The following is a 21,366-nucleotide window of genomic DNA, read 5'->3' as shown; positions in this document are numbered from 1 at the left end:
ACGCTGCTGGTGGTGGGCCCGCCGCCAGCGCCGCGCCGCCCTGAGCGGCGCGGCCCTGAGCGATCGGCCCTGAGCGGTTAGCTCTTGCGGGCGCGGCCGGTGATGAGGTGCTGCACCTGCACCTCGTGGTTGGGCGCCACGCCGTAGCGCTGGTCCAGCTCGAGCATCCGGGTGAGCGGCGTGGCCGTCACCTGGTCGAAGCCGGCGGCCTCCACCGCAGCCACGGTGGCGTCGATGGAGGTGGCCTCGGCCAGCGGCAGCGACTGGCGGACCTGCTCGTCGTAGAGCCGCGCGAACTCGGGGCTGGCGCCGGTGTGCAGGCCCTGCGGGAACCAGGTGCTGTCCACCACGGCGAGCACTCCCCCGTCGCGCAGCAGCTCGTGCCAGCGGGTCAGCGCCTGGGCGGGGTCACGCAGCGTCCACATCACGTACCGGTTGACCACCGCGTCGAAGGAGCCGGCCGGGAAGTCCGGGGCCACCGCGTCGCCGCGCTCGAAGCGGGGCGGGTTGGTCATCCGCTCGGCGTGCTGGCGGGCGCGCTCCAGCATCCCCTCGGCCAGGTCGGTGCCCACCACCCGGTGGCCCAGCTCGGCGATGACGCGGGCGACGTAGCCACTGCCGGTGCCCACGTCGAGCACGTCCGCCGGAGCGGCCGGCAGTGCGTCGCGCCAGATGTCGGTCCACGCCGCGCGGTCGGCATCACGGCGCTCCGGGCGCTCCTGGTACTCGTCGTAGGGGGTGGAACGGGCGGTCCAGTACTCGTTCAGGTTGGCCTGGACGGTGCTCGGGTCGGTGCTGGTCATGCGGTCTGCTTCTCCTGGTGTGGGGACGGGTGCGGGCGGAACGCGAGCTGGAACTGCTCGCCCAGCGGGATGCGGCGAACGCCGACCTCGTAGACGGGCTCGAGGATCTCGGGGGTGAGCACCTCGTGGGGAGTGCCGGCGGCCACCACCTGGCCGTCGTGCAGCAGCGCCACCTGGTCGCAGTACAGCGCCGCGAGGTTCAGGTCGTGCAGCACCACCACGCTGGTGCTCTCCAGGCCACGGACCAGGTCCAGGATCTCGTGCTGGTAGCGGATGTCGAGGTGGTTGGTGGGCTCGTCCAGCAGCAGGTGGGTGGCCTGCTGGGTGAGGGCGCGGGCGATGAGCACCCGCTGCTTCTCCCCGCCGGAGAGCTCGGCGTACTGGCGGCCGGCCAGGTGCGCCACACCCACCCGGGCCAGCGCGTCGGCGGCGATGCGGTGGTCCTCGGCGCGGTGGCGCTCGAAGGTCCCGCGGTGCGGGGTGCGGCCGAGCAGCACCATGTCCGCCACCCGCAGGGGCAGGTCGCTGCTGTGCTCCTGCACCACCACCGCCACCTCGCGGGCGATCTGCCGCGCACCGAGGGCGGCGACGTCGCGGCCGTCCAGGTGCACGGCGCCGGCCGAGGGGCGCAGCGAGGCGTAGAGGGTGCGCAGCAGGGTGGTCTTGCCGCTGCCGTTGGGGCCCAGCAGCCCCACCACCTGCCCCTGCTGCGCGGTGAGGTCGATGCCGGCCAGCACCTGCTTGCGCCCGTAGGCGAAGGCGACGTCGTGGGCGGTGATCACTGGCCGAACCGCTCGCGGATCTTCTGCAGCCCGTCCAGCGACAGCGGGGTGGGCGGCTCGGTGAAGTTGAACAGCTGCACGTGGATCTGGTTGTTGCGCACCGCGCTCAGGTCCTGCGCGCCCGGCATGGAGGTGATCGCCTGGGCCACCGCGGCGGGGCTGCCGTCGGTGTGCAGCAGCACCAGCACGTCAGGGTTGCGCCCGATCAGCTCCTCCCGGGTCACCTCGAAGGTGCGCTCGTCGACGTCGGCGAAGACGTTGCGCAGCCCGGCCGCCGCCAGCTGCGGCTGGGCCATGCTGCGGGAGCCGTAGGCGTAGGTGGTGCCGCCCCCCACCGTCGGGTACAGCACCGCCGCGGTGCGCTGGGTGCTGGCGTCCACCGACGCGGTGAGGGTGCGCACTCGCTCCGCCAGCCCGGCGGCAGCAGCGGCCCCGCGGTCGGGCACGTCGAAGACGTCGGCGTAGAAGGTCATCTGGCGGTAGACCTCGTCGAAGGAGGGGTTGCGCACCCCCTCGGCGCACATGGACGGCTCCTCCAGCAGCGGGATGCCGGCGGCAGCCAGGGTGTCGCGGTTGAGGTTGTCAATCTCGCCGAGCACCAGGTCGGGCTCCTGGGCGATGACCACCTCCTTGGAGATCTGCAGGTGCCCGGCGGTGTCCGTCTTGTCGGTGAGCAGCGGGATCTTGTCCAGCTCGGCACGGGTGGCCTCGTCGTAGTACTCCGCCGGGTAGGCGCCGGCCCGGGCGACCACCTTGTCCAGCAGGCCGAGGGCGTGCAGGTACGGAACCGCCGAGCTCTTCAGCATCACCACTCGCTCGGGGGGTGCGTCGAGCGTGACCTCGGCGCCGCAGTTGCGCACCGTCAGGGGGTAGCCCTCGACAGCGCTGGCGGACTCGCCGCCCACTCCGGCGCCGCACCCGGCGAGCAGCAGCAGCCCCGCCGAGAGGGCAGCCACCAGCGAACCTCGGGTGCGGGACGGGGACATGGCAGGGCTCCTCACGAGGCGGCGTGCAGGTTGCGGACGAGGTAGAGCAGGAACGGTGCGCCCACCAGGGCGGTGACGATGCCGATGGGCAGCTCTTGCGGCTGCAGCACCACGCGGGCGAACAGGTCGGCCCACACCAGGAAGATGGCGCCCATCAGCGCCGAGACCGGGATGGACCAGCTGTGCGCGGCGCCCACCACTCGCCGGGCCAGGTGGGGCACCACCAGCCCGACGAAGCCGATGCTGCCGGAGGCGGCCACGAGCACCCCGACGCACAGCGACACCAGCACCAGGAGCTGGGTGCGAAACGCCGTGGGCGAGATCCCCAGGGTGCGGGCGGTCTCGTCGCCGATGGCCAGCGCGTCCAGCCGCGAGCCCCACAGGGTGAGCAGGCCCACGGTCAGCGCGGCCACGGCCAGCACCACCGCGAGCGTCGCCCCCCACTGCGCCAGCCCGAGCGAGCCCAGCAGCCAGAACAGCACCGACCGGGCTCCCTCGGCCGAGCCGGAGGCGAAGATCAGGAACGCCGTGGTGGCGTAGAGGACGTAGCCCACCGCGACGCCGGCGAGCAGCAGCCGCACCGAGGTGACCTGCCCCGACGTGCGGGCGACGAGGAAGACCAGCAGCGACGCGGCCAGGGCGCCCAGGAAGGCGCTGGTGGTGAGGGCGTGCTCACCGAAGCCGGCCCCGAAGCCGAACAGGATGGCGGCCGCGGCACCGCTGGAGGCCCCGGAGTTGATGCCCAGCAGGTACGGGTCGGCCAGCATGTTGCGCACCATGGCCTGCAGCGCGGCGCCGCACACCGCCAGCCCGGCGCCCACCGCCACCCCGAGGAGCACCCGCGGCAGGCGGACCCGCCAGACGATCGCCTCCTCGGTACCGCGCCAGGTCACCTCCCCCGGCAGCCCGAACACCTGGTGGCCCACGATCTTGAGCACGGTGAGCGGGGAGATGGAGACGGCGCCGATGCCCACCCCAGCCAGCACGCTGACCACCAGCAGGCCGGCGAGGCCGGCGACCCACCACAGGTTCCGGGTGCGTCGCGCGTCCAGGCCGAGCGGGTCCGAGCCGAGCTGGCCGGCGTGGCGCTGCTCGGGGCCGAGCTGGGCCGGGTCGACCGGAGCCGGGCCGTGTGCGGCAGCCGCCAGTGGCATGAAGACCCCAGTTGCTTGGTATCAGTTGTTGCAAAGTCTATGCGATAAGCGACCCTGGTCTGTACCGGCCCGGGGTGGGGACGGCTGGGATCATGCCGGGACGGGAACACCGGCACGGTCGAGGAACAGGGGCAGCAGATGGCACACGAGGTCAGCACCAGCGCGGGCACGCTGCGGGGCACCCCCGAGCGCGGGTGCGTGCTCTTCCGGGGGGTCCCCTACGCCGCCGCCGAGCGGTTCGGCCGGCCCCAGCCGGTGCCCCCGTGGAGCGGAGTGCAGGAGCCCACCGGCGGCCCGGTGCCACCCCAGCTGCCCTCCAGCCTGGAGGTCGTCATCGGCTCTCCCGAGCCCCGGCCGCAGGCCGAGGACTGCCTGAACCTCACCGTGACGGTGCCCGACCGCGAGGGATCCGGTCGTCCGGTGCTGGTGTGGGTTCCCGGTGGTGGCTACGACGTGGGCGCCGGCACCTGGGACATGTACGACGGGGTGCGGCTGAGCACGGCCGCGGACGCCGTGGTGGTCTCGGTGACCTACCGGCTGGGTGCGCTGGGGTTCCTGCGCTCACCGGGGCTCAGCGAGGGCAACCTGGCGGTCTGGGACGTGGTGGCCGCGCTGCAGTGGGTGCAGGCCAACGCGGCCGCCTTCGGTGGGGCCCCGGAGCGGGTGACGGTGGCGGGCCAGTCGGCCGGGGCGCACCTGATCGCCGTGCTGCTGGGCATGGCGGAGACCGAGGGCCTGTTCACGTCGGCCATCCTGCAGAGCCCACCGCTGGGGCTGGGGCTGGACCGGGCGGAGCACGCCGCAGAGACCGGAGCCCGCTTCCTCGAGGCACTGGCGACCGACCCCCGCACAGCCCCGGTGAGCGCGGTGCTCGAGGCGCAGGAGCAGGTGATCGACGCCGCTGGCTCCGAGGGGCTGCTCTTCCTGCCCATCGCCGGCGCCGGTGGAGTGCCCGACGAGGAGCAGCTGCGGCGCCAGGTGCAGGCTCGCGCGGCCGGCCTGCGGGTGCTCACCGGGCTGGTCGCCGAGGAGCTGAACCAGCCGGCGTACGCGCAGCCGCTGCAGAGCTTCGTGGAGCTGCTCACCGGAGCCGGTGCGCAGGTGTACCGCTACCTCAGCCGCACCAGCGCACCCGCCTCCCCCTACGGCGCGGTGCACTGCAGCGAGCTGCCGTTCCTGGTGGGCACCGAGCGCGCGTGGGCCGGGGCGGCCATGCTCGCGGGGTGGTCCTGGGCAGACGTGCAGCGGGTGGGGGCGCCGTACCTGGCCGCCTGGGCGGCCTTCGTCCGCGGCGAGCAACCCGAGGTGGGTGGTGCGCCGTGGGCACCGCTGAGCGCGGAGGGCGACGGGGTGGCAGAGCTCTAGCCCGTCGGCCCGGGCACCATGACCACCCCCTAGCGCCATGGTGCCCGGCCGGCAGGGCTCGGCTGGCCGGGGTCACCGGAACGGGTTCTCCAGCGGCACAACACGTTGATCCTGCGGCAACGCTGCCGGGCTGTACGGCCCGACGAGCACAGACGATATGCGATGTCACAAACGCTGTACAGCCGAAATGGGGGTCGCGTGGGAAAGGATTCTCAGAAATCGGATCAACCGACCGCGAACGGCCTCACCTTCCGTAGCAATGTGAGCTACAGACTGTTACTCAAAATGTGGCGGCGCCAATGTGTCGAGCAAATTAACAAGCGTGGCAATTGGTTTCGGATGAAAGTCGGGGACGGGCACGCACTCCAGGTAGCTGTCGAAGACGGCCCGGAAGGACCAGGCGGCGAGCGACCACGCCCGCGGCTGCCCGCGGAAGGGCGGCCCGGGCGTCCGCGCCTCCAGCTCCGCAGCCCCGGCTCCCTCCCACGGCCGCTCACGGGCCGGAACCCGGGCGGGATCAGCGGCGCGCACGGCGAACTGGTAGCGCAGGCTGAGTCCCTCGAGCACCGCGGCGCCGGCGGTGGCCAGCCCGGAGTAGCCACGGGCGGGGTCCGTCAGACGGAGCCCGGCGACCTCGGCCAGCTGCGCGTAGAAGTGGGCGAGGGTGGAGGTGAGCGTCCACTCGGCCTGCTCCAGCGCCGCACTGACGCTGTGCCGGGTGTGGGGGTCGGGAATGGAGCGGACCGTGGCGGTGAGCACGATGTACATCCGCCACGACTCGTCGGTGCGCATGAACTCGAAGTTGGTCTCGGTGCCCACGCGCAGGGCCTCGTGGGCGACCGACAGTCGTTCGGCAGCCGAGCGGTTGGCCGAGATGAGGTCGTAGTTCTCCAGCAGCACCTGCCCGGTAGCGCGCAGCGTCTGTCGGTCGAGGGAGCCCGAGCGGAACCAGTCCGGCGTCGCCAGGTGGATGAGCAGGTCGTGCACGAAGTCCTTGCGGTAGGGCCAGATCCGGTACACCGACCCGCGGGGGACGTCAGCCCGGACGATGACCTCCTCCATTCCCAGCCCTTCCAGCCCGGCAGCGAGCAGCTCGTCCTCGGCGACCATGCGCCGGGCGGTGTCCATCATCGTCGCGCGCACGCTGTCCGGGTCCTGCCGGGGGCGACGGCGGCGTGGCGCCACCGCAGAGATGTGGGTCATGGCCCGACGGCGCTCCTCACGAGTTCAGCGACAGATCCGCGCCAGACGGCGGAGACGGTCCTTGCTGGTCAACCTAGGTGACCGAACCAGCCTCCGCCCCAGGGTTTCCGGTCGGTGGAACCGGGAAAGCGCCGGCAACCGCCGGCTCGAGCACCAGGAACAGCTGGGCTGGGGCAGCCTGAGAGCAGCACCAACATCGACACGAGGAGAACCGATGAGCACCACCGTGACGGAGAGCACCGAGCGGTCCCGCTACGAGATCTACGAGGGTGCGGACCTCGCCGGCTTCGTCGCGTACCGCCGGAGTGGCAACACCCTCGACCTCCTGCACACCGAGACGGAGAGCGGGTTCGAGGGCAAGGGCGTGGCCAAGCGGCTGGTGACCGAGACGCTCGACGACGCGCGCCGCCGCGGGCTCACCGTGCTGCCGTCCTGCACCTACGTGCGCAAGGTCGTCGCCGAGCACCGGGAGGACTACCTCGACCTCGTCCCGCCGGAGCAGCGGGCACGCTTCGACCTGGCGTGAGGCAGGCGCCCAGGCCGCTCTGCTCAGGTCTTGGGCTGATCAGGTCACTGGGTTGTCAGGCCACTGGGCTGTTCAGGTCACTGGGGCAGCCCGCCACGCCGGGTCGCGGCCGGTGAGGCCGATGAGCTGGTCGAGCAGCGGGGCGGAGCTCGGCACCGACACCGGCGGGCCGAACAGGCCGGGGATGCCCTCGGGGTGCTCCGCGACCGCGGACGCGACGAAGTGCAGGGCGGCCGCAGTCAGCTGCGGGTCGCTGTGGAACGGCTGGCTGCTGGCCACGGCCACGTCCCACCCGTGCACCAGCACCTCGTTGGCCGCGACCGCAGCGGCGACGTCCCCGGGCATCTGCTGCCCACCGGCCTCGGTCACCCCGGCCAGCGCCTCGTCGTCGGACCAGGCGTGCGCCAGCGCAGCCAGTCGTTGCGGGATGCGCACCCGCCAGTCGGGGCCCAGCTCGGCCTGGCTCGCGCCCGGAGCGAGGGGCGACTTGGTGGCGGCGGCGGTGAAGGCGAGCGCCAGGCCGTCGACGTGCTGCAGCAGCGCGGCGAGGGAGGTGTCCGCGCAAGGGGTCTGGGCGCTCAGCTGCTCGTCGCGCACACCGCGGACGAGGTCGGCGAGGGCGGTGGTGGCAGGGGCGAGGTCGAACACGGTGAGTCCTCTCGTCGATGGGTCCTGCCCCTAGGACGGCGCCCACCGGCGCAAAGTCATCGTCGCAGACTCACCGGCGCAGACACCTCGGGCGCAGACACCTCGGAGCAACCGGCCCTGGGAGGTGCTGCGCTGGGTGCTCACCTCGAGGGCGGCCCCTGCCACGCACCGCGGGCCCGCTCGTACGCCGCGCCCGCGCGCAGCACCGTCGCGTCGTCGAAGTGGCGGCCCACGAACATGGCGCCCACCGGCAGGCCGTCGGCCAGTCCGCACGGCACGCTGATCGCCGGGTTGCCGGTCACGTCGAACGGCGCGGTGTTGTGCAGGTTGCCCAGCGCCGCGGCGACCGTCTCCCCCACCGACGCGTCCACCGGCGGCACCGCCTGTGCCGTCATCGCGGTGGTCGGCAGCAGCAGCACGTCCACGTCCTGCAGTGCCTCCTCGTAGCGGCGGGCCAGTGCGCGGCCGAGGTTCTGCGCCTTGGCGTAGTAGTGGTGCCCGTGGCGCTCGGCGAGCCAGTCCCCGGTGAGCACCGTGACGGCGACGGTGGGCGGGTAGTCGGCGGCGCGGGCTCGGCGAGCCGCCCCGTAGGCGTCCACCAGCGCGGTCGGGTAGGCGCCGCGCCAACCGGTGCCCACGGCGTCCCCGCGCACCATCTGGTCGGTGGCGCCCTGGGTGGCGATGGCGTTCCAGATGGCCAACCCGTGCCGGTGCATCGGCACCGACACCTCCTGCACGGTCGCCCCTGCCTCGCGCAGCGCCTCGGCCGCGGCCCGCACCGTGGCGTCCACCGCTGGGTCGGACACCCCGGGCCAGTCGAAGCCCTCCGCCAGCACACCCACCCGCAGCCCTGCCGCACCCAGCTCGAGCGCGGCCACGTAGTCCTGCAGCTGCACCCCCACCTGCCGGGGGTCCAGCCCGTCCGCGCCGGCGAGCACCGCCAGCGCACGGGCGCACGTGGCCACGTCCCGCGCCATCGGCCCGAGGTGGTCCAGCGTGGTCTCGATGGGAAACGCGCCCGTGTAGGGCACCAGGCCGTGGGTGGGCTTGTGCCCCACGCAGCCGCTCCACGAGGCGGGCATGCGCACCGAGCCGCCCTGGTCGCCGCCGAGGGCCAGGTCCACCTGGCCGGTGACCACCACCACCGCGCTGCCGTTGGAGGAGGAGCCGGCCATCCGCGTGGGGTCCCACGGGTTGACCGGCTGCGGGTCGGGATACCCGGTGATCCCACCACCGTCGAAGCAGTAGCCGGGCACCGCGGTCTTGCCGACCACCTCCGCCCCTGCGTCGAGCAGCCGGGTGACCACGGTGGCGTCCTCCCGCGGCACGTAGCCCTCCATCATCTGGCTGCCGTTGAGCAGCGGCACCCCGGCCACCGCGATGTTGTCCTTGACGCCGACTCGCATCCCCTGCAGCGGACCGCTCGGCGCCCCCGGCACCGAGCAGCGCCACGCCCACCCGCCGAAGGGGTTGTCCTCGACCACAGGACGCCGGCCGAGGTCAGCGCGGGGCCACCGCACGGGCGCGGTCTCCTCCACCAGCTCGTCCAGGCCCTGGTAGCCGGCCAGCCCGGCACCCACCAGCTCCTGGTAGGCATCGACGTTGTCCTCGCTGACCGGCAGTCCGTGCACGGCGGCCAGGCGCAGGACGTCGGCACGGGACGGGGGCTGAACAGGCACGGCAACCTCCGCGGGCTCGAGCTGGCAGGGCCGGCCTGGGACAGGCACGACCTGTGGCAGGGACTCTGTCAGGAACGGTCGAAGTCGGCCTTGCGAATGAGCCCGTGGATGCCGGTGGTGCGGTCCACGGCCTGGGAGACCACGAAGTCCGACGCCGCGCTGAGGTAGGCGTAGGCCACCGGGCCGGCCATGCCCAGGTCCTGGGTGAGGAACGCCAGCGCCTTGCGGACCGCGGTCTGCATCGCCGCGTCCAGGGTGGTCACCTGCGCACCGCCCTCGGAGCCGTCCGGGTCGCTGAGGCCGATGGGGATCCAGTGCTCGCTGGTCTCGGCGAACGGGTAGTCGAAGGCCACCGACGGAGCCCGGCCGCCGCGCTTGATCACGCTGAGCCGGAACGTCGCCCGCAGCGACCCCTCCATCGCGGTGAGGGCGACCTCGCCGTCGCCCTGAGCCATGTGCGGGTCGCCGGAGTAGAACATCGCACCCGGCACGCGCACGGGCAGGTAGAGCGTGCTGCCCACGCCCAGGGCGGCGATGTCCAGGTTGCCGCCGACGTCGGTGGGGGGCACCGAGTCCACCATCGTGGCGGTGTCGCGGGCGATGCCCATGATGCCCATGAACGGGTTCAGCGGGTAGCTCACCGGGACCGCGCCGGGCAGGGTGCCCCGCTGCTGGCCACGCCGTTGCTCCACGGTGGCGAACACCGAGATGTTGCCGCCGGCGTTGAAGTACGGCGCGTTCGCGGGGTTGTCCCGGAAGCCCTCCGGGTACTCCCCGGGCAGCACCCCCTTGGCGTGGCGGTTGGAGATCACGCCATAGGGCACTCGCAGCGCCAGGTCGAGCGTCTCGATCTTGAGCACGTCGCCGCGCTCCGCGCCACGGACGGCGACGGGGCCGGTGACCACGTGCGGGCCCGGCCCGGTGTGCGCCTTGTTGCGGGCGATGTCCACCGCGTCGTCGAGCACCCGGTTGCGCGGCACTCCCTTGCTGCCGAAGTACGCCACCGGGTCCTTGCCCTGGTCCTCCAGCACCCCCTCGTGGGAGACGCCGTCGAGGGTGAGCACGTCGCCGGAGGAGATCACCGCGGCCGGGGTGCTGGTGCGGTTGGGCAGCTCACCCCACAGCACGGTGCGCGGGGTGGAGCGCAGGTAGGTGCCGCGGACCTTGCCGACCCCGGGCTGCAGCACGGGGAAGTCACGTCCGGCGGGGACGGGCCGACCCGGCGTGGCGCTCGCGGTACCCGCGAGCGCCGCCGGGGCCACCACCCCGGCTGCGGCCAGCGCGGTCGCGGCCCGGAACAGGGACCGGCGCCCGATCCCGCTGGCCAGGGTCTCCGCCTTCAGCTCACCGTCGTCGGTCATGCGTACCTGCTCTCGTCGTCGGGTGACCCGCGCACGAGGTGTGCCGAGCGCCGGTCCCCTGAGCACAGTGCCCCCGCGTTTCGCGCCGGTGACGTCGTCGCTTCGTGCTGGTAACGATCAGCTGAGGCACCCTGGACCCATGACGACGACGTGGACGGACTTTGCCGTGGCGAACACCGAGCTGGCCGCCACCGTGCGGCGGTGCTTCGGGGTGCGCAAGCACGCCACCATGGCCACGCTGCGCCGCGACGGTGCCCCCCGGATCAGCGGCACCGAGCTGGTGTGGGACGACGCCGGCCTCAGGGTGGGCATGATGCCGGGCACCCGACGGGCGGCGGACCTGCGGCGCGACCCCCGCGTGGCGATCCACTCCCCCACGCACGACACCGACGAGGACAACCCGGGGTCGTGGCTGGGCGAGGCCAAGGTGTCCGGTCGGGCCAGGGACGTCACCGACAGCAGCAGTGCTGACCCGGTGGACTGGTTCGTGATCGATCCGGAGGAAGTGGTGCACACCTGCGTCGACCCGGCCGGCCAGCACCTGGTGGTGACCACCTGGCACCCGGTTCGCGGTGTGCAGCAGCACCGGCGGGGCTGACACCGTCCGCGGGGAGACGACGATGGTGCGACGCATGGCCGACCCGCAGTTCCGGGCGCAGCAGCAGCGCGACCGCTACGCACCGCACGTCCGGGCGGTCAACGAGCTGGTGGACGCCCTGCACGGCGCCGACGGGCGGGGCTGGCTGCCGCACGTGGCGCCCTGGCACGGTGGCGTGCACGCCCGGGTGCTGAGCGTGCTGCGCGATCCGGGCCCCAAGACGCAGGTCGAGGGCGGCTCCGGGTTCCTGTGCACCGAGAACGACGACGCCAGCGCGGAGCGGCAGGCCCGGCTGTTCGACCAGGTCGGTGTCTGCCCGCGCGAGCTGCTGCCCTGGAACGCCTACCCCTGGTACATCAACAAGGCCCCCACCCCGCGCCAGCTGCAGGCCGGCGTCGACCCCGTGCTGCGGCTGGTCCAGCTGCTGCCCGGCCTGCGGGCGGTGCTGCTGCAGGGCAGGGACGCCCAGGCGTGCTGGGCGCGAGTGGAGCACCAGTGCCCGCAGCTGGTGGAGGAGCGGGGCTTGACCGTGGTTGCCACCTACCACCCGAGCAGGCAGGCGTTGTTCCACGCCGACCGCGCCGTCCGGGCGTTGCGCGAGCAGGACCGGGTGCAGGCCTACCAGCGGGTGGCCGAGCTGCTCACCTGATCAGCGGCTGGTGCGCTCGGCCACCTGGCGCCACTGCGCATCCGTGACCGGCTGCGGCTCGTGGTGCATCCAGCGGCGGCAGTCGGCGATCGAGCGACGCAGCAGGTCCACCAGCACTGCGTCGGCGTCGATCTTCTTGGCGCCGGCGATCCCCACCACGCAGGAGTGGATGATGGCTGGTGCACTGCGCCGGTCGAAGCGGTCCTGGCGTCCCCAGCCCAGGCTGCAGAAGCGCAGCGCCCAGTCCTGGGCGTCCGGGTAGGCGGCCATGGCGGCGGTCACCTCCGGCGAGAGGTAGTCCAGGGGGCGCCCCTCGATGGTGTCCAGCACCCGCTCGCAGTGCAGCAGGCCGACCACGGCCACGCACTGGCGCTCCGCGGAGACCAGCGGCAGCGCGGTGAGCGAGACCTCCCGGGCCAGCCAGGCGTCGATCCGCGGATCCGTGTCGTTGAGGCCGATGACGTCGGGAATCATCGTGGACAGCTGTTGCCGGGCCTCGTCACGCACCTGGTCGTTCACGTCGCGGGCCAGCGCCGCGAGCAGAGGGTGGGTGCATCCCGGGTGGTCGGACCAGCGCTCGCCGGCCAGGAACGACGCCAGCTCCATGAAGCACGCGCCCTTGCTGGGCTTGCGATGCCTGCCCCGCGACAGGACGGGTACGTAGTCCGGCAAAGGGCTGTTGGGCATGCGACCAGCTCCCCGAAATCGTCATCGGCAACGACCCACCCCTGAGTGGCGGCTAACCCAGCATGCGCCCCCAAGTCGCCGCGCACCACCATTGCGGCGGGTTCGGACAATTCCTTCGGACAAAGCCCCCAGAATGGTGAATTCCCTTTCCGTGCGGCCAAGGGAGTGCGTTGTTCGCAAAGTCGACAGCACCCACCTGGTGGGAAGAGCACGTCGAGGTGGGGGCCGGGCGACCTAGGCTCGGCCGCGCCCACCACCCCTGCCACTCCTGGAGCCAGAGATGACCGATGCTGTTGCGGCAGAGGAGATCCGGTCGCTCATCGCGCGCCTGGCGCACCTGGCTGACGGTGGGGACCTCGACGACTACCTCGCGCTGTTCACCGACGACGCCGTCTGGGACATGCCGGCGCACTCGCTGAGCCGGGCGCCCGCGGGCCGCAGGCAGGGCCGCGCGGAGATCGCTGAGGCCGCCCGCACGCGGCGGGCCGCGGGCACCGTCGGGCCGGGCAGCGCCACCCGGCACGTCACCGGCTGTGTGGACGTCCAGGTCGAGGACGCGGACAACGCACGCGCAGTGGCGATCTGGCAGTTCTACGCCCAGACCGCCACCCGGCCCACGCTGGTGTCCATGGGCCGCTACGACGACCGCTTCCGTCGCGAGGGCGGCCGCTGGCTGCTGGCCTCGCGGAAGATCACCGTCGGCTGAGCCGGCGGGCAGGTGCGTCCGCTATCCGGCCGTCACCCCGTCGGCGGCGGCCCGCATTGCGGCCACGTCCAGCTTGGTCATGCCGAGCATGGCCTGCATCGCCCGCTGGCCCCGTTCTGCGTCGGGATCGCCAAGCACCTCCTCCATGCCCTCCGGAACCACCTGCCAGGAGAGGCCGTAGCGGTCCTTCAGCCACCCGCACTGGCTCTCCTCGCCGCCGGCGACGAGCGTGTCCCAGTAGTGGTCAACCTCGGCCTGGTCGGCGCAGGTGATCTGGAACGAGACCGCCTCGCTGAACGGGAACTGCGGTCCGCCGTTGATGCCGACGAACCGCTGGCCGTTGATCTCGAACTCCACCGTCATCACCTCGCCGGCAGGACCGGGTGAGTTCTCCGGGTACCGGCTGACGCTGACGATGCGCGAGTCGGGAAACACCGAGGTGTAGAACTCGGCCGCCTCCTCGGCCTGGGTGTCGAACCAGAGGTTGGGGATGATCGAGTGCTCCATGGCGGACCCTCCTCCACGGTGGAACGACGGGTCGTCGCTCCGGTGCTCCGGTAGACGGGTCGAGCGGACGGAAGTCATCGCGGAGTGGGCAGGCGCGGCCGGCTCAGAGCGGCTCGGCCGTCGACTGCTGGTGGACGGCGATCTGCCAGTCCCCGTCCGGCGCACGGAGGTGCTGTGGCCGGTCAGCGCACCTGTGGTGCGCACCACAAACGCGCAGTGGCGTGATCAATGCGAGGCGTCACAGAACGTAACGTCGGAGTAATGCCCGACTCTCCTTCTCGTCGGGCTCGTCCCGTTGGCCGCCTTGACTGAAGGAGCACCATCCATGCCCTCGTACCTCCGCCTCGCTGGCGTGGTGGCCGTCGCCGCCGCGCTCACCACTGCCTGCGCCAACTCCGAGGAGGCGTCCACGGAGACGGGCACGACGCCCCCCACCACGGTGTCCGCGCCGGCCAGCAGCTCGTCGGCGCCCGCCTCATCCAGCGCCCCGACCTCCAGCGCTGCCACCTCGAGCGCGCCCACGTCGAGCGCTGCGGCCTCTGCCCACGGCGACAATGCCTTCTGCGACACCCTGGAGAAGCAGGACGCGAGCTTCCGGACGTTCGGCATCCTGCAGCTCTACGCCCCGGCCACGGCCCGCAAGGAGGCGCAGGACGCGCGCAAGCAGATGGGCAGCGCGACTCCGCCCGCAGAGATCGCGCAGGACTGGACCACCTGGACGGGCTACCTCGACTTCGTCATCGCGCAGACTGAGACGTCCACCGCCGCCAGCTCTGCGGCCTTCGAGACGCTGAACACCGCGCAGAAGAAGGCGGAGCCCAGCGCGCAGAAGCTGCGCACCTACTACGGCGACACCTGCCAGTAGGCACTGACGGTTGCGCTGAGCGCCCGCACCAGGGCTCTGGGGCGGGCGCTCAGCGCTGTTCGGACACTGCGCCGGCGCGGTGACGACCGGCCGTGGCCGGTGGCTGCTGCGGGCCGAGCACGGCGGCGATCTCGGCGATCTGCTTGGCGTTGAGCTGCGCCCGTTGGCCGCGCAGCCACTCGATGAGGTGGTCGCCGTGGACGTAGGTCATCCGGTCGCCGCCAGCGACCTCCTGCGGGAACTCGCCCCACAGCACGACCATGCCGGTGACCCAGGTGCGAAGGCCGCAGCGCTCGCGGAGCAGCTGGCTCAGGTAGAGGCCTTGTCCGCGGGACTGCGCCGCCGGAGCCGCACTGGAGTAGGCGGGTCGATCGGTGCCGGGGCGGGTGAGGGTGAGCTCGTCGCCGGTTGCGGAAATGGTGCCGTGCAGGTTCTTGGTGTCCAGCGCGAAGACGCCACCGGGACCGATGAGTGCGTGGTCGATGTTCGATCCGCCGCGGTCGAGGTCGTGCACCACGCGCCAACCCTCCCCCATCAGCTGGGCGACGACCTTGGCGGTGCGCTCCTCGCCCCAGCTGCCCATCCGGTACTGCTCGATCCAGGCGGGCGGCGAGTTCCACATCATGAGGAAGGCGAACAGCGCGCCACCACTGAGCATGCCCGCGTAGTAGTGCCACCTGTGCTCGTGCGTTGCTGTTGCCGTGCCGAGGCAGATGGTGGCGACCACGAGTCCCGCGACGATGAACATCGTGCGGTTGCGGGCTCGCCACGCGCGGGCGTGCTCGCTGTAGAGATTCGCCGCCGACTTTCCTGCTTGGCGCGTGATCCGTCGACGCGCGACATCCCTGCCATTCGTCCCCCGCTGATTCAGCCGAGTTCTTTGGCGCACAACGCCTTGATGCGCCAAGGGGCGATGATGCCCGTGGCTACTTCTCGTTGTCTAGCGTGACTATCGGTGGCATTTGGCGTTGTCCCACAATTGTCGGCACACGGTTCTATGATTCGAACATGAGTTCGAATGGTGCAGTGGAGGACCTCCCCGACGAGGTCGCCTCGCTGCTGGCTGAGCATGCCGCAGTGATGGCCCGGTTGCAGCGGCTGCCGGTGTCCGGCTGTCCGATGCTGGGGTGTTGACGGTGTGCCGTGTGGTGGAGCGAGTGCACCGGATGAAGCCCACCGTCGATCACCGGTTGATCGTGGAAATGGAGTGCCGATCCCTGGCCACGGTGTTACTGGCCCGCGGGACGGCGGGGTTGTTGTCGGAGCTGCTGCACCTGGACATCCAGGAGGCCCGGGCTCGGGTGCGAGCCGCCTTGGTGCGGGGTCCTCGGACGTCCTTCACCGGGGAGGATCTCGGGCCGGCGCATCCTGCGTGCGCGGCCGCCGAAGCGGAAGGATCCCTCTCCCCGCGCCACGCCGAGATCGTCGCCAAGACGCTGCACGACCTGCCCGCATCCCTGGAGACCGAGACTGTCGGTCTGGCCGAGCAAACTCTGGCCGCGCAGGCGTGTGCACTACGGCCCTCCGAATTGGCCAAGGCGGCGGAGCGACTGACTACCTACTTGGACCCCGACGGGCGGGAGACGTCTGAGGTGGATCGGGCGCGGCGACGGGGCTTCACCATCGGCCGGCAACGCCCGGACGGGATGAGCCGAATCAGCGGTGAGCTGGATCCCATGACCCGGGCGCTGGTGGACGCTGCGTTCTCCGCGGCAGCGCGGCCAGTGAACGAGGATGGCGTGGCGGATCCGCGGAGCGCCGCCCAGCGCAACCACGACGCGCTAGCCACGCTGTGCCGCAACGCATTGGCGGGCGGTGAGCTGCCCAGCAACCGCGGATTGCCGGCGACGGTCGTAGTGACGATGGGACTGGCCGATCTGGAGCGCCGAGCGGGCACGGCCAGTACCGCCTCCGGCGGGACCGTGCCGGTGCGCGACGTGCTCCGCATGGCCGCTGATGCGAAGTGGCTCCCCTGCGTGCTCGACTCCACCGGACAAGTGCTCCATCTCGGTCAGGGTCAGCGCCTGGCCTCACCGGCCCAACGGTTGGCGTTGTACGCCCGTGACCGCGGCTGCACCCGACCCGGCTGCGAGATACCCGCCCAGTGGACCCAGGTGCACCACCTGACCGAGTGGCAACACGGCGGACCCACCGACCTGCACAACTTGGCGCTGGTGTGCCCGTTCGACCACCGGCTCATCACCCACGAAGGCTTCACCGTCCGCATGGGCACCAGCGGCCGCAACGAGTGGATCGCACCCAGACATGTTGACCCACATCAAGTTTCACGCACCAACCCGATCCACCACCCACCCGACCTCACCGATGCCAGCCCGCCGTGACGCAGCGTGAGTGCGCGATGAGCAGCAACCGGGCGGGCGGCCGCCTACCCGTTACTCTTGGCGACGACGAGCGGCGTCTCGATCTCGTCCATGCCGTCGAGCTCGCGGCCCTTGGTCTCCGGGGCGCCGACGATCATCCACAGCACCGCGATGAGCACCGCGATGCCGGAGATGGCGAAGGTCAGCGGGAGCCCGAACACCGGCCACAGCAGCGAGCCGAACAGCAGCGGGGCGAACCCGGTGGCCACCCGGCTCACCGAGGAGGCCCAGCCGAAGCCCGAGGCCCGGATCTCGGTGGGGTACAGCTCGGACACGTAGGCGTAGAGCACCGGGATGGTCAGCTGGATCAGGAAGCCGAACACGGCCAGCCAGATCAGGGCCACGTTGCCGACGTCGAGCATCATCGCGAACAGCACCAGCGCGACCGCCGCGACGGGACCGGACAGGCCGATCACCCACTTGCGCCCGTAGGCCTCGCAGAGCCAGGCCGAGGTGAGCACGCCGATGATGCCCACACCGGTCATCAGCGTGGTGCCGGCGAAGGCCGCCTGGTCGCCGTAGCCCTGCTCGCGCAGGATGGTCGGCATCCAGGTCAGCGCGGCGTAGTACAGCAGCATGATGGTGACGAACAGCAGCCAGGCGGTGGCCGTGATGCGCGGGCTGAAGCGCCAGATGTCGCGCAGCTGGGTGAACGCAGCCTTCACGCTCATCTTCTCGGCCGGCGGCTGCGGGGCGAACTCGTAGGGCTCGGGGGTGACGCCGGTGTTGGTGACCAGGGTGTCGATGACCTGACGAGCCTCAGCCTCGCGGCCAATCTTGGCCAGGAACATCGGTGACTCCGGGACACCGCGACGCACCCAGAACAGCAGCAGCGCCGGCAGCACCATGAACATCAGCATCCAGCGCCAGCGCTCGTCGCCGTCGATGGGCACCAGCGCCGTCGCCACCAGGCCACACACCGTGCCGCCGATCGGCCACCACACGTCCATGGCGGCCAGCACCCGTCCGCGCAGCTTGCTCGGGGAGAACTCGCTGACGATGGCGTAGTCCACCGGGATGCAGCCACCCAGGCCGAACCCGGCGAGGAACCGCAGCGCGATGAACACCTCGTAGCTGGGCGAGAACGCCCCGAGCACCGAGAACAGCGCGAAGATCAGCATGGTGATGCTGAAGGCCTTCTTGCGGCCCATCTTGTCGGCCACCGTGCCCCACACCACGGCGCCGACGGCCATGCCGATGAGGTTCGCCGTGGCGACCAGGCCGCGTTCAGGGGTGGACAGGTTCCAGAAGTCGCCCACCAGTGGGGTGAGGAAGCCGTTGAGCACGACGTCCCAGGCGTCGAACATGTACCCGAGGCCACCGATGACGAAGATGCGACCCTGCACGTTCCATCTCCAGGGCAGCCCCTGGACGATCTGTTCGCCGGTCTTCATGGTCCTGCTTCCTGCTGAGTCAGAGGGTCGACGGTGCGGGGTGGCCCCGCAGGGATGGTGCTTGAGCGCCGTCTGGGCCACCACTGCACCACTGGCTGTCTGAGCGCGGACTAAGGTTTCCCGCGCCGGAGCCGCAGCGTCGCGGGCCAGCCCGTCCCCACGACGTCGTCGGAAAGCAGTCGCTGCAGTGCCCTCTCTCCCTCCCGCGCCCGCTCTCCCTCCGCTGCCCGCGCTCACGCTCACCCGCCCGGCCTGGTTCACCCCGCGGGTGCTGCGCACCGAGGTGCTGGCCGGGCTGGTGGTGGCCCTGGCGCTGATCCCTGAGGCCATCTCCTTCTCCATCATCGCCGGGGTGGATCCGCGCGTCGGCCTGTTCGCCTCCTTCACGATGGCGGTGACCATCGCCATCGTGGGTGGTCGGCCGGCGATGATCTCCGCCGCCACCGGGGCGGTGGCCCTGGTGGTGGCTCCGCTGGCCCGTGAGCACGGGGTGGAGCACCTCTTCGCCGCGGTGATCCTCGGCGGGGTGCTGCAGGTGGTGCTCGCCGGCCTGGGCGTGGCTCGGCTGATGCGCTTCCTGCCCCGCAGCGTGATGGTGGGCTTCGTCAACGCGCTGGCCATCCTCATCTTCACCGCCCAGCTGCCCTACCTGCGCGACGTGCCGTGGACGGTGTACGCGCTGCTCGCGGTGGGCCTGGTGGTGATGGTGGGCCTGCCCCGGCTCACCCAGGCGGTGCCCGCGCCGCTGGTGGCCATCGTGGCGCTCACCGCGTTCACCGTGGCCGCGCACGTGGCGGTGCCCACCGTGGGCGACCAGGGCGAGCTGCCGGACAGCCTGCCCGTGCTCGGGGTGCCCGGCGTGCCGCTCACCCTGGAGACGCTGCAGGTGATCGCCCCGTACGCCCTGGCCATCGCCATGGTCGGGCTGCTGGAGTCGCTGATGACCGCCAAGCTGGTGGACGGCATCACCGACACCCACTCGAACAAGACCCGCGAGTCGTGGGGCCAGGGCGTGGCCAACATCGTCACCGGCTTCTTCGGCGGCATGGGCGGCTGCGCCATGATCGGGCAGACGATGATCAACGTGCGCAACGGCGCGCGCACCCGGCTGTCCACCTTCCTGGCCGGGGTGCTGCTGCTGGTGCTGGTGGTGGTCCTCGGCGACGTGGTGGCCCGGATCCCGATGGCCGCGCTGGTCGGCGTGATGGTGATGGTGTGCGTCGGCACCTTCGACTGGCACAGCATCCACCCGCGCACCCTGGTGCGGATGCCCCGCAGCGAGACGCTGGTGATGCTCTCCACCGTGGTGGTCACCGTGACGACCCACAACCTGGCCTACGGGGTGGGGGTCGGCGTGCTCGTGGCAATGGTGGCCTTCGCCCGCCGGGTGGCCCACCTGGTGGAGGTCGACCGCGAGCTCTCCCCCGACGGTGCCACGGTGCACTACCGGGTGCACGGCAACCTGTTCTTCGCCTCCAGCAACGACCTGGTGTTCGCCTTCCGCTACGCCGACGACCCGGCGCAGGTGGTGATCGACCTGGCCCAGGCGCACGTCTGGGACGCCTCGACCGTCGCCTCGCTGGACGCCGTGACCGAGAAGTACCGCGCCCGGGGGACGAGCGTGCGCATCACCGGCATGAACGTCGACAGCGAGCGGCGTCACCTGCGCCTGGCGGGGACACTGAACCAGTAAGGTGGTGATCGGTGTGCCGGGAAGTCTGGTCGGCGATTCTGCTGGCGACCCCTGACGGAGGCACGAACGTGACCACTGCACCCCCCAACAACACCCTCTTCAGCCGCGGCTCCTGGCCGGAGGCCAGCCGTGTCGCACACCTGTTGCGGGGCGAGACGCTGGGTGGGGCGCTGCTGCTGTTGGCCACCGTGGCGGCGCTGGTCTGGGCGAACACCCCGGCGTCCGGGGCGTACGAGGCTCTCCGCGACTTCACCTTCGGGCCGCACGCGCTGCACCTGGACCTCAGCGTCGGCCAGTGGGCCGCCGACGGGCTGCTCGCCATCTTCTTCTTCGTGGCCGGGCTGGAGGTCAAGCGCGAGTTCGTCGCCGGTGACCTGCGTGACCCGCGCCGGGCGGCCCTGCCGGTGATGGCGGCGCTGGGCGGGATGGCCGTCCCGGCGCTGGTCTACGTGCTGGTGAACCTGAACACCGGCGACGGAGCCCTGCAGGGCTGGGCCATTCCCACCGCCACCGACATCGCGTTCGCGCTGGCCGTGCTCGCCGTCATCAGCACCCACCTGCCCATCGCGCTGCGCACCTTCCTGCTCACCCTGGCAGTGGTGGACGACCTGTTCGCCATCGCCATCATCGCCGTGTTCTTCACCAGCGGGCTGGCCATCACCCCCCTGCTGCTGGCTCTGCTGCCACTGGCCGCGTTCGGGTGGCTGGTGCAGCGCCGGGTGCGCACCTGGTGGCTGCTGGTCCCGCTGGCGCTGGCCACCTGGGCGCTGGTGCACGCCTCCGGGGTGCACGCCACGGTGGCCGGGGTGCTGCTCGCCTTCACCGTGCCGGTGGTGCGCAGCCAGGCCGCCGGTGGACCGGACGCCGGCCCCGGGCTGGCCGAGCACTTCGAGCACCGGCTGCGCCCCCTGTCCTCCGGGTTCGCGGTGCCGGTGTTCGCCTTCTTCGCCGCCGGGGTCACCGTGGGCGGGCTCAGCGGCTTCGGCGACGCGCTCACCGACAAGGTGGCCATCGGCATCGTGCTGGGCCTGGTGGTGGGCAAGACAGTGGGCGTGTTTGGCGCCACCTGGTTGGTGTCGCGGTTCACCAGGGCCGGTCTGGACCCGTCGCTGCGCTGGGTGGACGTCTTCGGCGTCTCGGTGCTGGCCGGCATCGGGTTCACCGTGTCGCTGCTCATCGGCGAGCTGGCGTTCGGACTGGGCAGCCTGCGTGACGAGCACGTCAAGGTGGGGGTGCTCACCGGATCGGTGGTCGCCGCGCTGCTGGCTGCGGTGATCCTGCGGCTGCGCAACGCGCACTACCGACGGGTGGCCAAGACCGAGGAGCTCGACCTCGACCGCGACGGCGTCCCGGACATCTACCAGCAGAGCGACTGATCC

22 protein-coding genes are annotated in these 21,366 nt (G+C 71.6%); 10 read left to right on the top strand and 12 right to left on the bottom strand.

Features of this window, described 5'->3' with window-relative positions:
* Window positions 1-77 precede the first annotated feature (77 nt).
* From AC3YNX_RS12855 to AC3YNX_RS12840, 4 genes are read right to left on the bottom strand one after another with little or no spacing between them, the layout of a single operon-like run.
* Entirely contained in the window at window positions 78-803 is a 726-nt protein-coding gene (locus tag AC3YNX_RS12855; protein WP_489995695.1) for a class I SAM-dependent methyltransferase, read from the bottom strand.
* Window positions 800-1,585: an ABC transporter ATP-binding protein gene (locus AC3YNX_RS12850; RefSeq protein ID WP_127782983.1), complete on the bottom strand. Its 786-nt coding sequence runs from the start codon at window positions 1,583-1,585 to the stop codon at window positions 800-802. The genes AC3YNX_RS12855 and AC3YNX_RS12850 overlap by 4 nt, the downstream gene beginning before the upstream one ends.
* The gene (locus tag AC3YNX_RS12845; RefSeq protein ID WP_489995694.1) at window positions 1,582-2,571 is read right to left on the bottom strand and encodes an ABC transporter substrate-binding protein; all 990 of its coding nucleotides are present in this window, start codon (window positions 2,569-2,571) and stop codon (window positions 1,582-1,584) included. Before AC3YNX_RS12845 ends, AC3YNX_RS12850 begins: the two co-directional genes overlap by 4 nt.
* Before the next feature lie 11 nt (window positions 2,572-2,582).
* On the bottom strand, window positions 2,583-3,725 hold the full coding sequence (locus AC3YNX_RS12840; protein WP_489983156.1) for a FecCD family ABC transporter permease: 1,143 nt from the start codon (window positions 3,723-3,725) through the stop codon (window positions 2,583-2,585).
* Window positions 3,726-3,863: 138 nt separating this feature from the next.
* On the opposite strand from AC3YNX_RS12840, the gene AC3YNX_RS12835 reads away from it, so the two are divergent.
* A complete protein-coding gene (locus AC3YNX_RS12835) occupies window positions 3,864-5,090 on the top strand; it encodes a carboxylesterase family protein (protein WP_489995693.1) in 1,227 nt (408 codons plus the stop codon).
* A 276-nt stretch (window positions 5,091-5,366) separates the two neighbouring features.
* On the opposite strand, the gene AC3YNX_RS12830 is transcribed toward AC3YNX_RS12835, so the two are convergent.
* Window positions 5,367-6,293, bottom strand: a complete 927-nt coding sequence (locus AC3YNX_RS12830; protein ID WP_489995692.1) for a hypothetical protein — start codon at window positions 6,291-6,293, stop codon at window positions 5,367-5,369.
* A 214-nt stretch (window positions 6,294-6,507) separates the two neighbouring features.
* Here AC3YNX_RS12830 and AC3YNX_RS12825 point away from each other — a divergent pair, with 214 nt between their 5' ends.
* Entirely contained in the window at window positions 6,508-6,819 is a 312-nt protein-coding gene (locus AC3YNX_RS12825) for a GNAT family N-acetyltransferase (RefSeq protein ID WP_489995691.1), read from the top strand.
* A gap of 72 nt (window positions 6,820-6,891) precedes the next feature.
* Here the strand turns inward: AC3YNX_RS12825 and AC3YNX_RS12820 are convergent, their stop codons facing one another.
* The 3 genes from AC3YNX_RS12820 to AC3YNX_RS12810 form a co-directional block, all read right to left on the bottom strand.
* The gene (locus AC3YNX_RS12820; RefSeq protein WP_127782988.1) at window positions 6,892-7,467 is read right to left on the bottom strand and encodes a TIGR03086 family metal-binding protein; all 576 of its coding nucleotides are present in this window, start codon (window positions 7,465-7,467) and stop codon (window positions 6,892-6,894) included.
* 140 nt (window positions 7,468-7,607) lie between these two features.
* The gene (locus tag AC3YNX_RS12815; protein ID WP_489995690.1) at window positions 7,608-9,146 is read right to left on the bottom strand and encodes an amidase; all 1,539 of its coding nucleotides are present in this window, start codon (window positions 9,144-9,146) and stop codon (window positions 7,608-7,610) included.
* A gap of 68 nt (window positions 9,147-9,214) precedes the next feature.
* Window positions 9,215-10,507 carry an acetamidase/formamidase family protein gene (locus tag AC3YNX_RS12810; RefSeq protein WP_127782990.1) on the bottom strand — a complete coding sequence of 431 codons (1,293 nt, stop codon included), beginning with the start codon at window positions 10,505-10,507 and terminating at the stop codon, window positions 9,215-9,217.
* 139 nt (window positions 10,508-10,646) lie between these two features.
* Here AC3YNX_RS12810 and AC3YNX_RS12805 point away from each other — a divergent pair, with 139 nt between their 5' ends.
* Together AC3YNX_RS12805 and AC3YNX_RS12800 are read left to right on the top strand one after the other, a co-directional pair.
* Window positions 10,647-11,105 (top strand): pyridoxamine 5'-phosphate oxidase family protein, encoded by a 459-nt coding sequence (locus AC3YNX_RS12805; protein ID WP_489995689.1) that lies wholly within the window; start codon window positions 10,647-10,649, stop codon window positions 11,103-11,105.
* A gap of 22 nt (window positions 11,106-11,127) precedes the next feature.
* Window positions 11,128-11,754, top strand: a complete 627-nt coding sequence (locus AC3YNX_RS12800) for a uracil-DNA glycosylase (protein WP_489995688.1) — start codon at window positions 11,128-11,130, stop codon at window positions 11,752-11,754.
* On the opposite strand, the gene AC3YNX_RS12795 is transcribed toward AC3YNX_RS12800, so the two are convergent.
* Window positions 11,755-12,441: a hypothetical protein gene (locus AC3YNX_RS12795; RefSeq protein WP_127782993.1), complete on the bottom strand. Its 687-nt coding sequence runs from the start codon at window positions 12,439-12,441 to the stop codon at window positions 11,755-11,757.
* A 280-nt stretch (window positions 12,442-12,721) separates the two neighbouring features.
* On the opposite strand from AC3YNX_RS12795, the gene AC3YNX_RS12790 reads away from it, so the two are divergent.
* Window positions 12,722-13,147, top strand: coding sequence for a nuclear transport factor 2 family protein (locus tag AC3YNX_RS12790; RefSeq protein WP_489995687.1), 426 nt, complete (start codon window positions 12,722-12,724; stop codon window positions 13,145-13,147).
* Window positions 13,148-13,168: 21 nt separating this feature from the next.
* On the opposite strand, the gene AC3YNX_RS12785 is transcribed toward AC3YNX_RS12790, so the two are convergent.
* A complete protein-coding gene (locus AC3YNX_RS12785; RefSeq protein WP_127782995.1) occupies window positions 13,169-13,654 on the bottom strand; it encodes a VOC family protein in 486 nt (161 codons plus the stop codon).
* 325 nt (window positions 13,655-13,979) lie between these two features.
* On the opposite strand from AC3YNX_RS12785, the gene AC3YNX_RS12780 reads away from it, so the two are divergent.
* Window positions 13,980-14,519 (top strand): hypothetical protein, encoded by a 540-nt coding sequence (locus tag AC3YNX_RS12780; protein ID WP_489995686.1) that lies wholly within the window; start codon window positions 13,980-13,982, stop codon window positions 14,517-14,519.
* 49 nt (window positions 14,520-14,568) lie between these two features.
* Here AC3YNX_RS12780 and AC3YNX_RS12775 read toward each other — a convergent pair whose 3' ends face one another.
* Complete coding sequence (locus AC3YNX_RS12775; RefSeq protein WP_489995685.1) at window positions 14,569-15,267, bottom strand: nuclease-related domain-containing protein; 699 nt, start codon at window positions 15,265-15,267, stop codon at window positions 14,569-14,571.
* A gap of 260 nt (window positions 15,268-15,527) precedes the next feature.
* Here AC3YNX_RS12775 and AC3YNX_RS12770 point away from each other — a divergent pair, with 260 nt between their 5' ends.
* Window positions 15,528-15,653: a hypothetical protein gene (locus AC3YNX_RS12770; RefSeq protein WP_489995684.1), complete on the top strand. Its 126-nt coding sequence runs from the start codon at window positions 15,528-15,530 to the stop codon at window positions 15,651-15,653.
* Complete coding sequence (locus tag AC3YNX_RS12765; protein ID WP_489995683.1) at window positions 15,647-16,861, top strand: HNH endonuclease signature motif containing protein; 1,215 nt, start codon at window positions 15,647-15,649, stop codon at window positions 16,859-16,861. Before AC3YNX_RS12770 ends, AC3YNX_RS12765 begins: the two co-directional genes overlap by 7 nt.
* Before the next feature lie 44 nt (window positions 16,862-16,905).
* Here the strand turns inward: AC3YNX_RS12765 and AC3YNX_RS12760 are convergent, their stop codons facing one another.
* Window positions 16,906-18,294, bottom strand: coding sequence for an MFS transporter (locus AC3YNX_RS12760; RefSeq protein ID WP_489995682.1), 1,389 nt, complete (start codon window positions 18,292-18,294; stop codon window positions 16,906-16,908).
* A gap of 223 nt (window positions 18,295-18,517) precedes the next feature.
* Between AC3YNX_RS12760 and AC3YNX_RS12755 the strand changes: the two genes are divergently transcribed.
* Together AC3YNX_RS12755 and nhaA are read left to right on the top strand one after the other, a co-directional pair.
* Window positions 18,518-19,987, top strand: coding sequence for a SulP family inorganic anion transporter (locus AC3YNX_RS12755; protein ID WP_489995942.1), 1,470 nt, complete (start codon window positions 18,518-18,520; stop codon window positions 19,985-19,987).
* Between the two features lie 35 nt (window positions 19,988-20,022).
* On the top strand, window positions 20,023-21,363 hold the full coding sequence (nhaA, locus tag AC3YNX_RS12750) for a Na+/H+ antiporter NhaA (RefSeq protein WP_489995941.1): 1,341 nt from the start codon (window positions 20,023-20,025) through the stop codon (window positions 21,361-21,363).
* Window positions 21,364-21,366 lie beyond the last annotated feature (3 nt).

The sequence above is a fragment of the Rhodococcus sp. Z13_19A genome, assembly GCF_058133575.1.
Note: the sequence above shows the minus strand (reverse complement) of the source record. Positions and strands in the feature narration are given on the sequence as shown.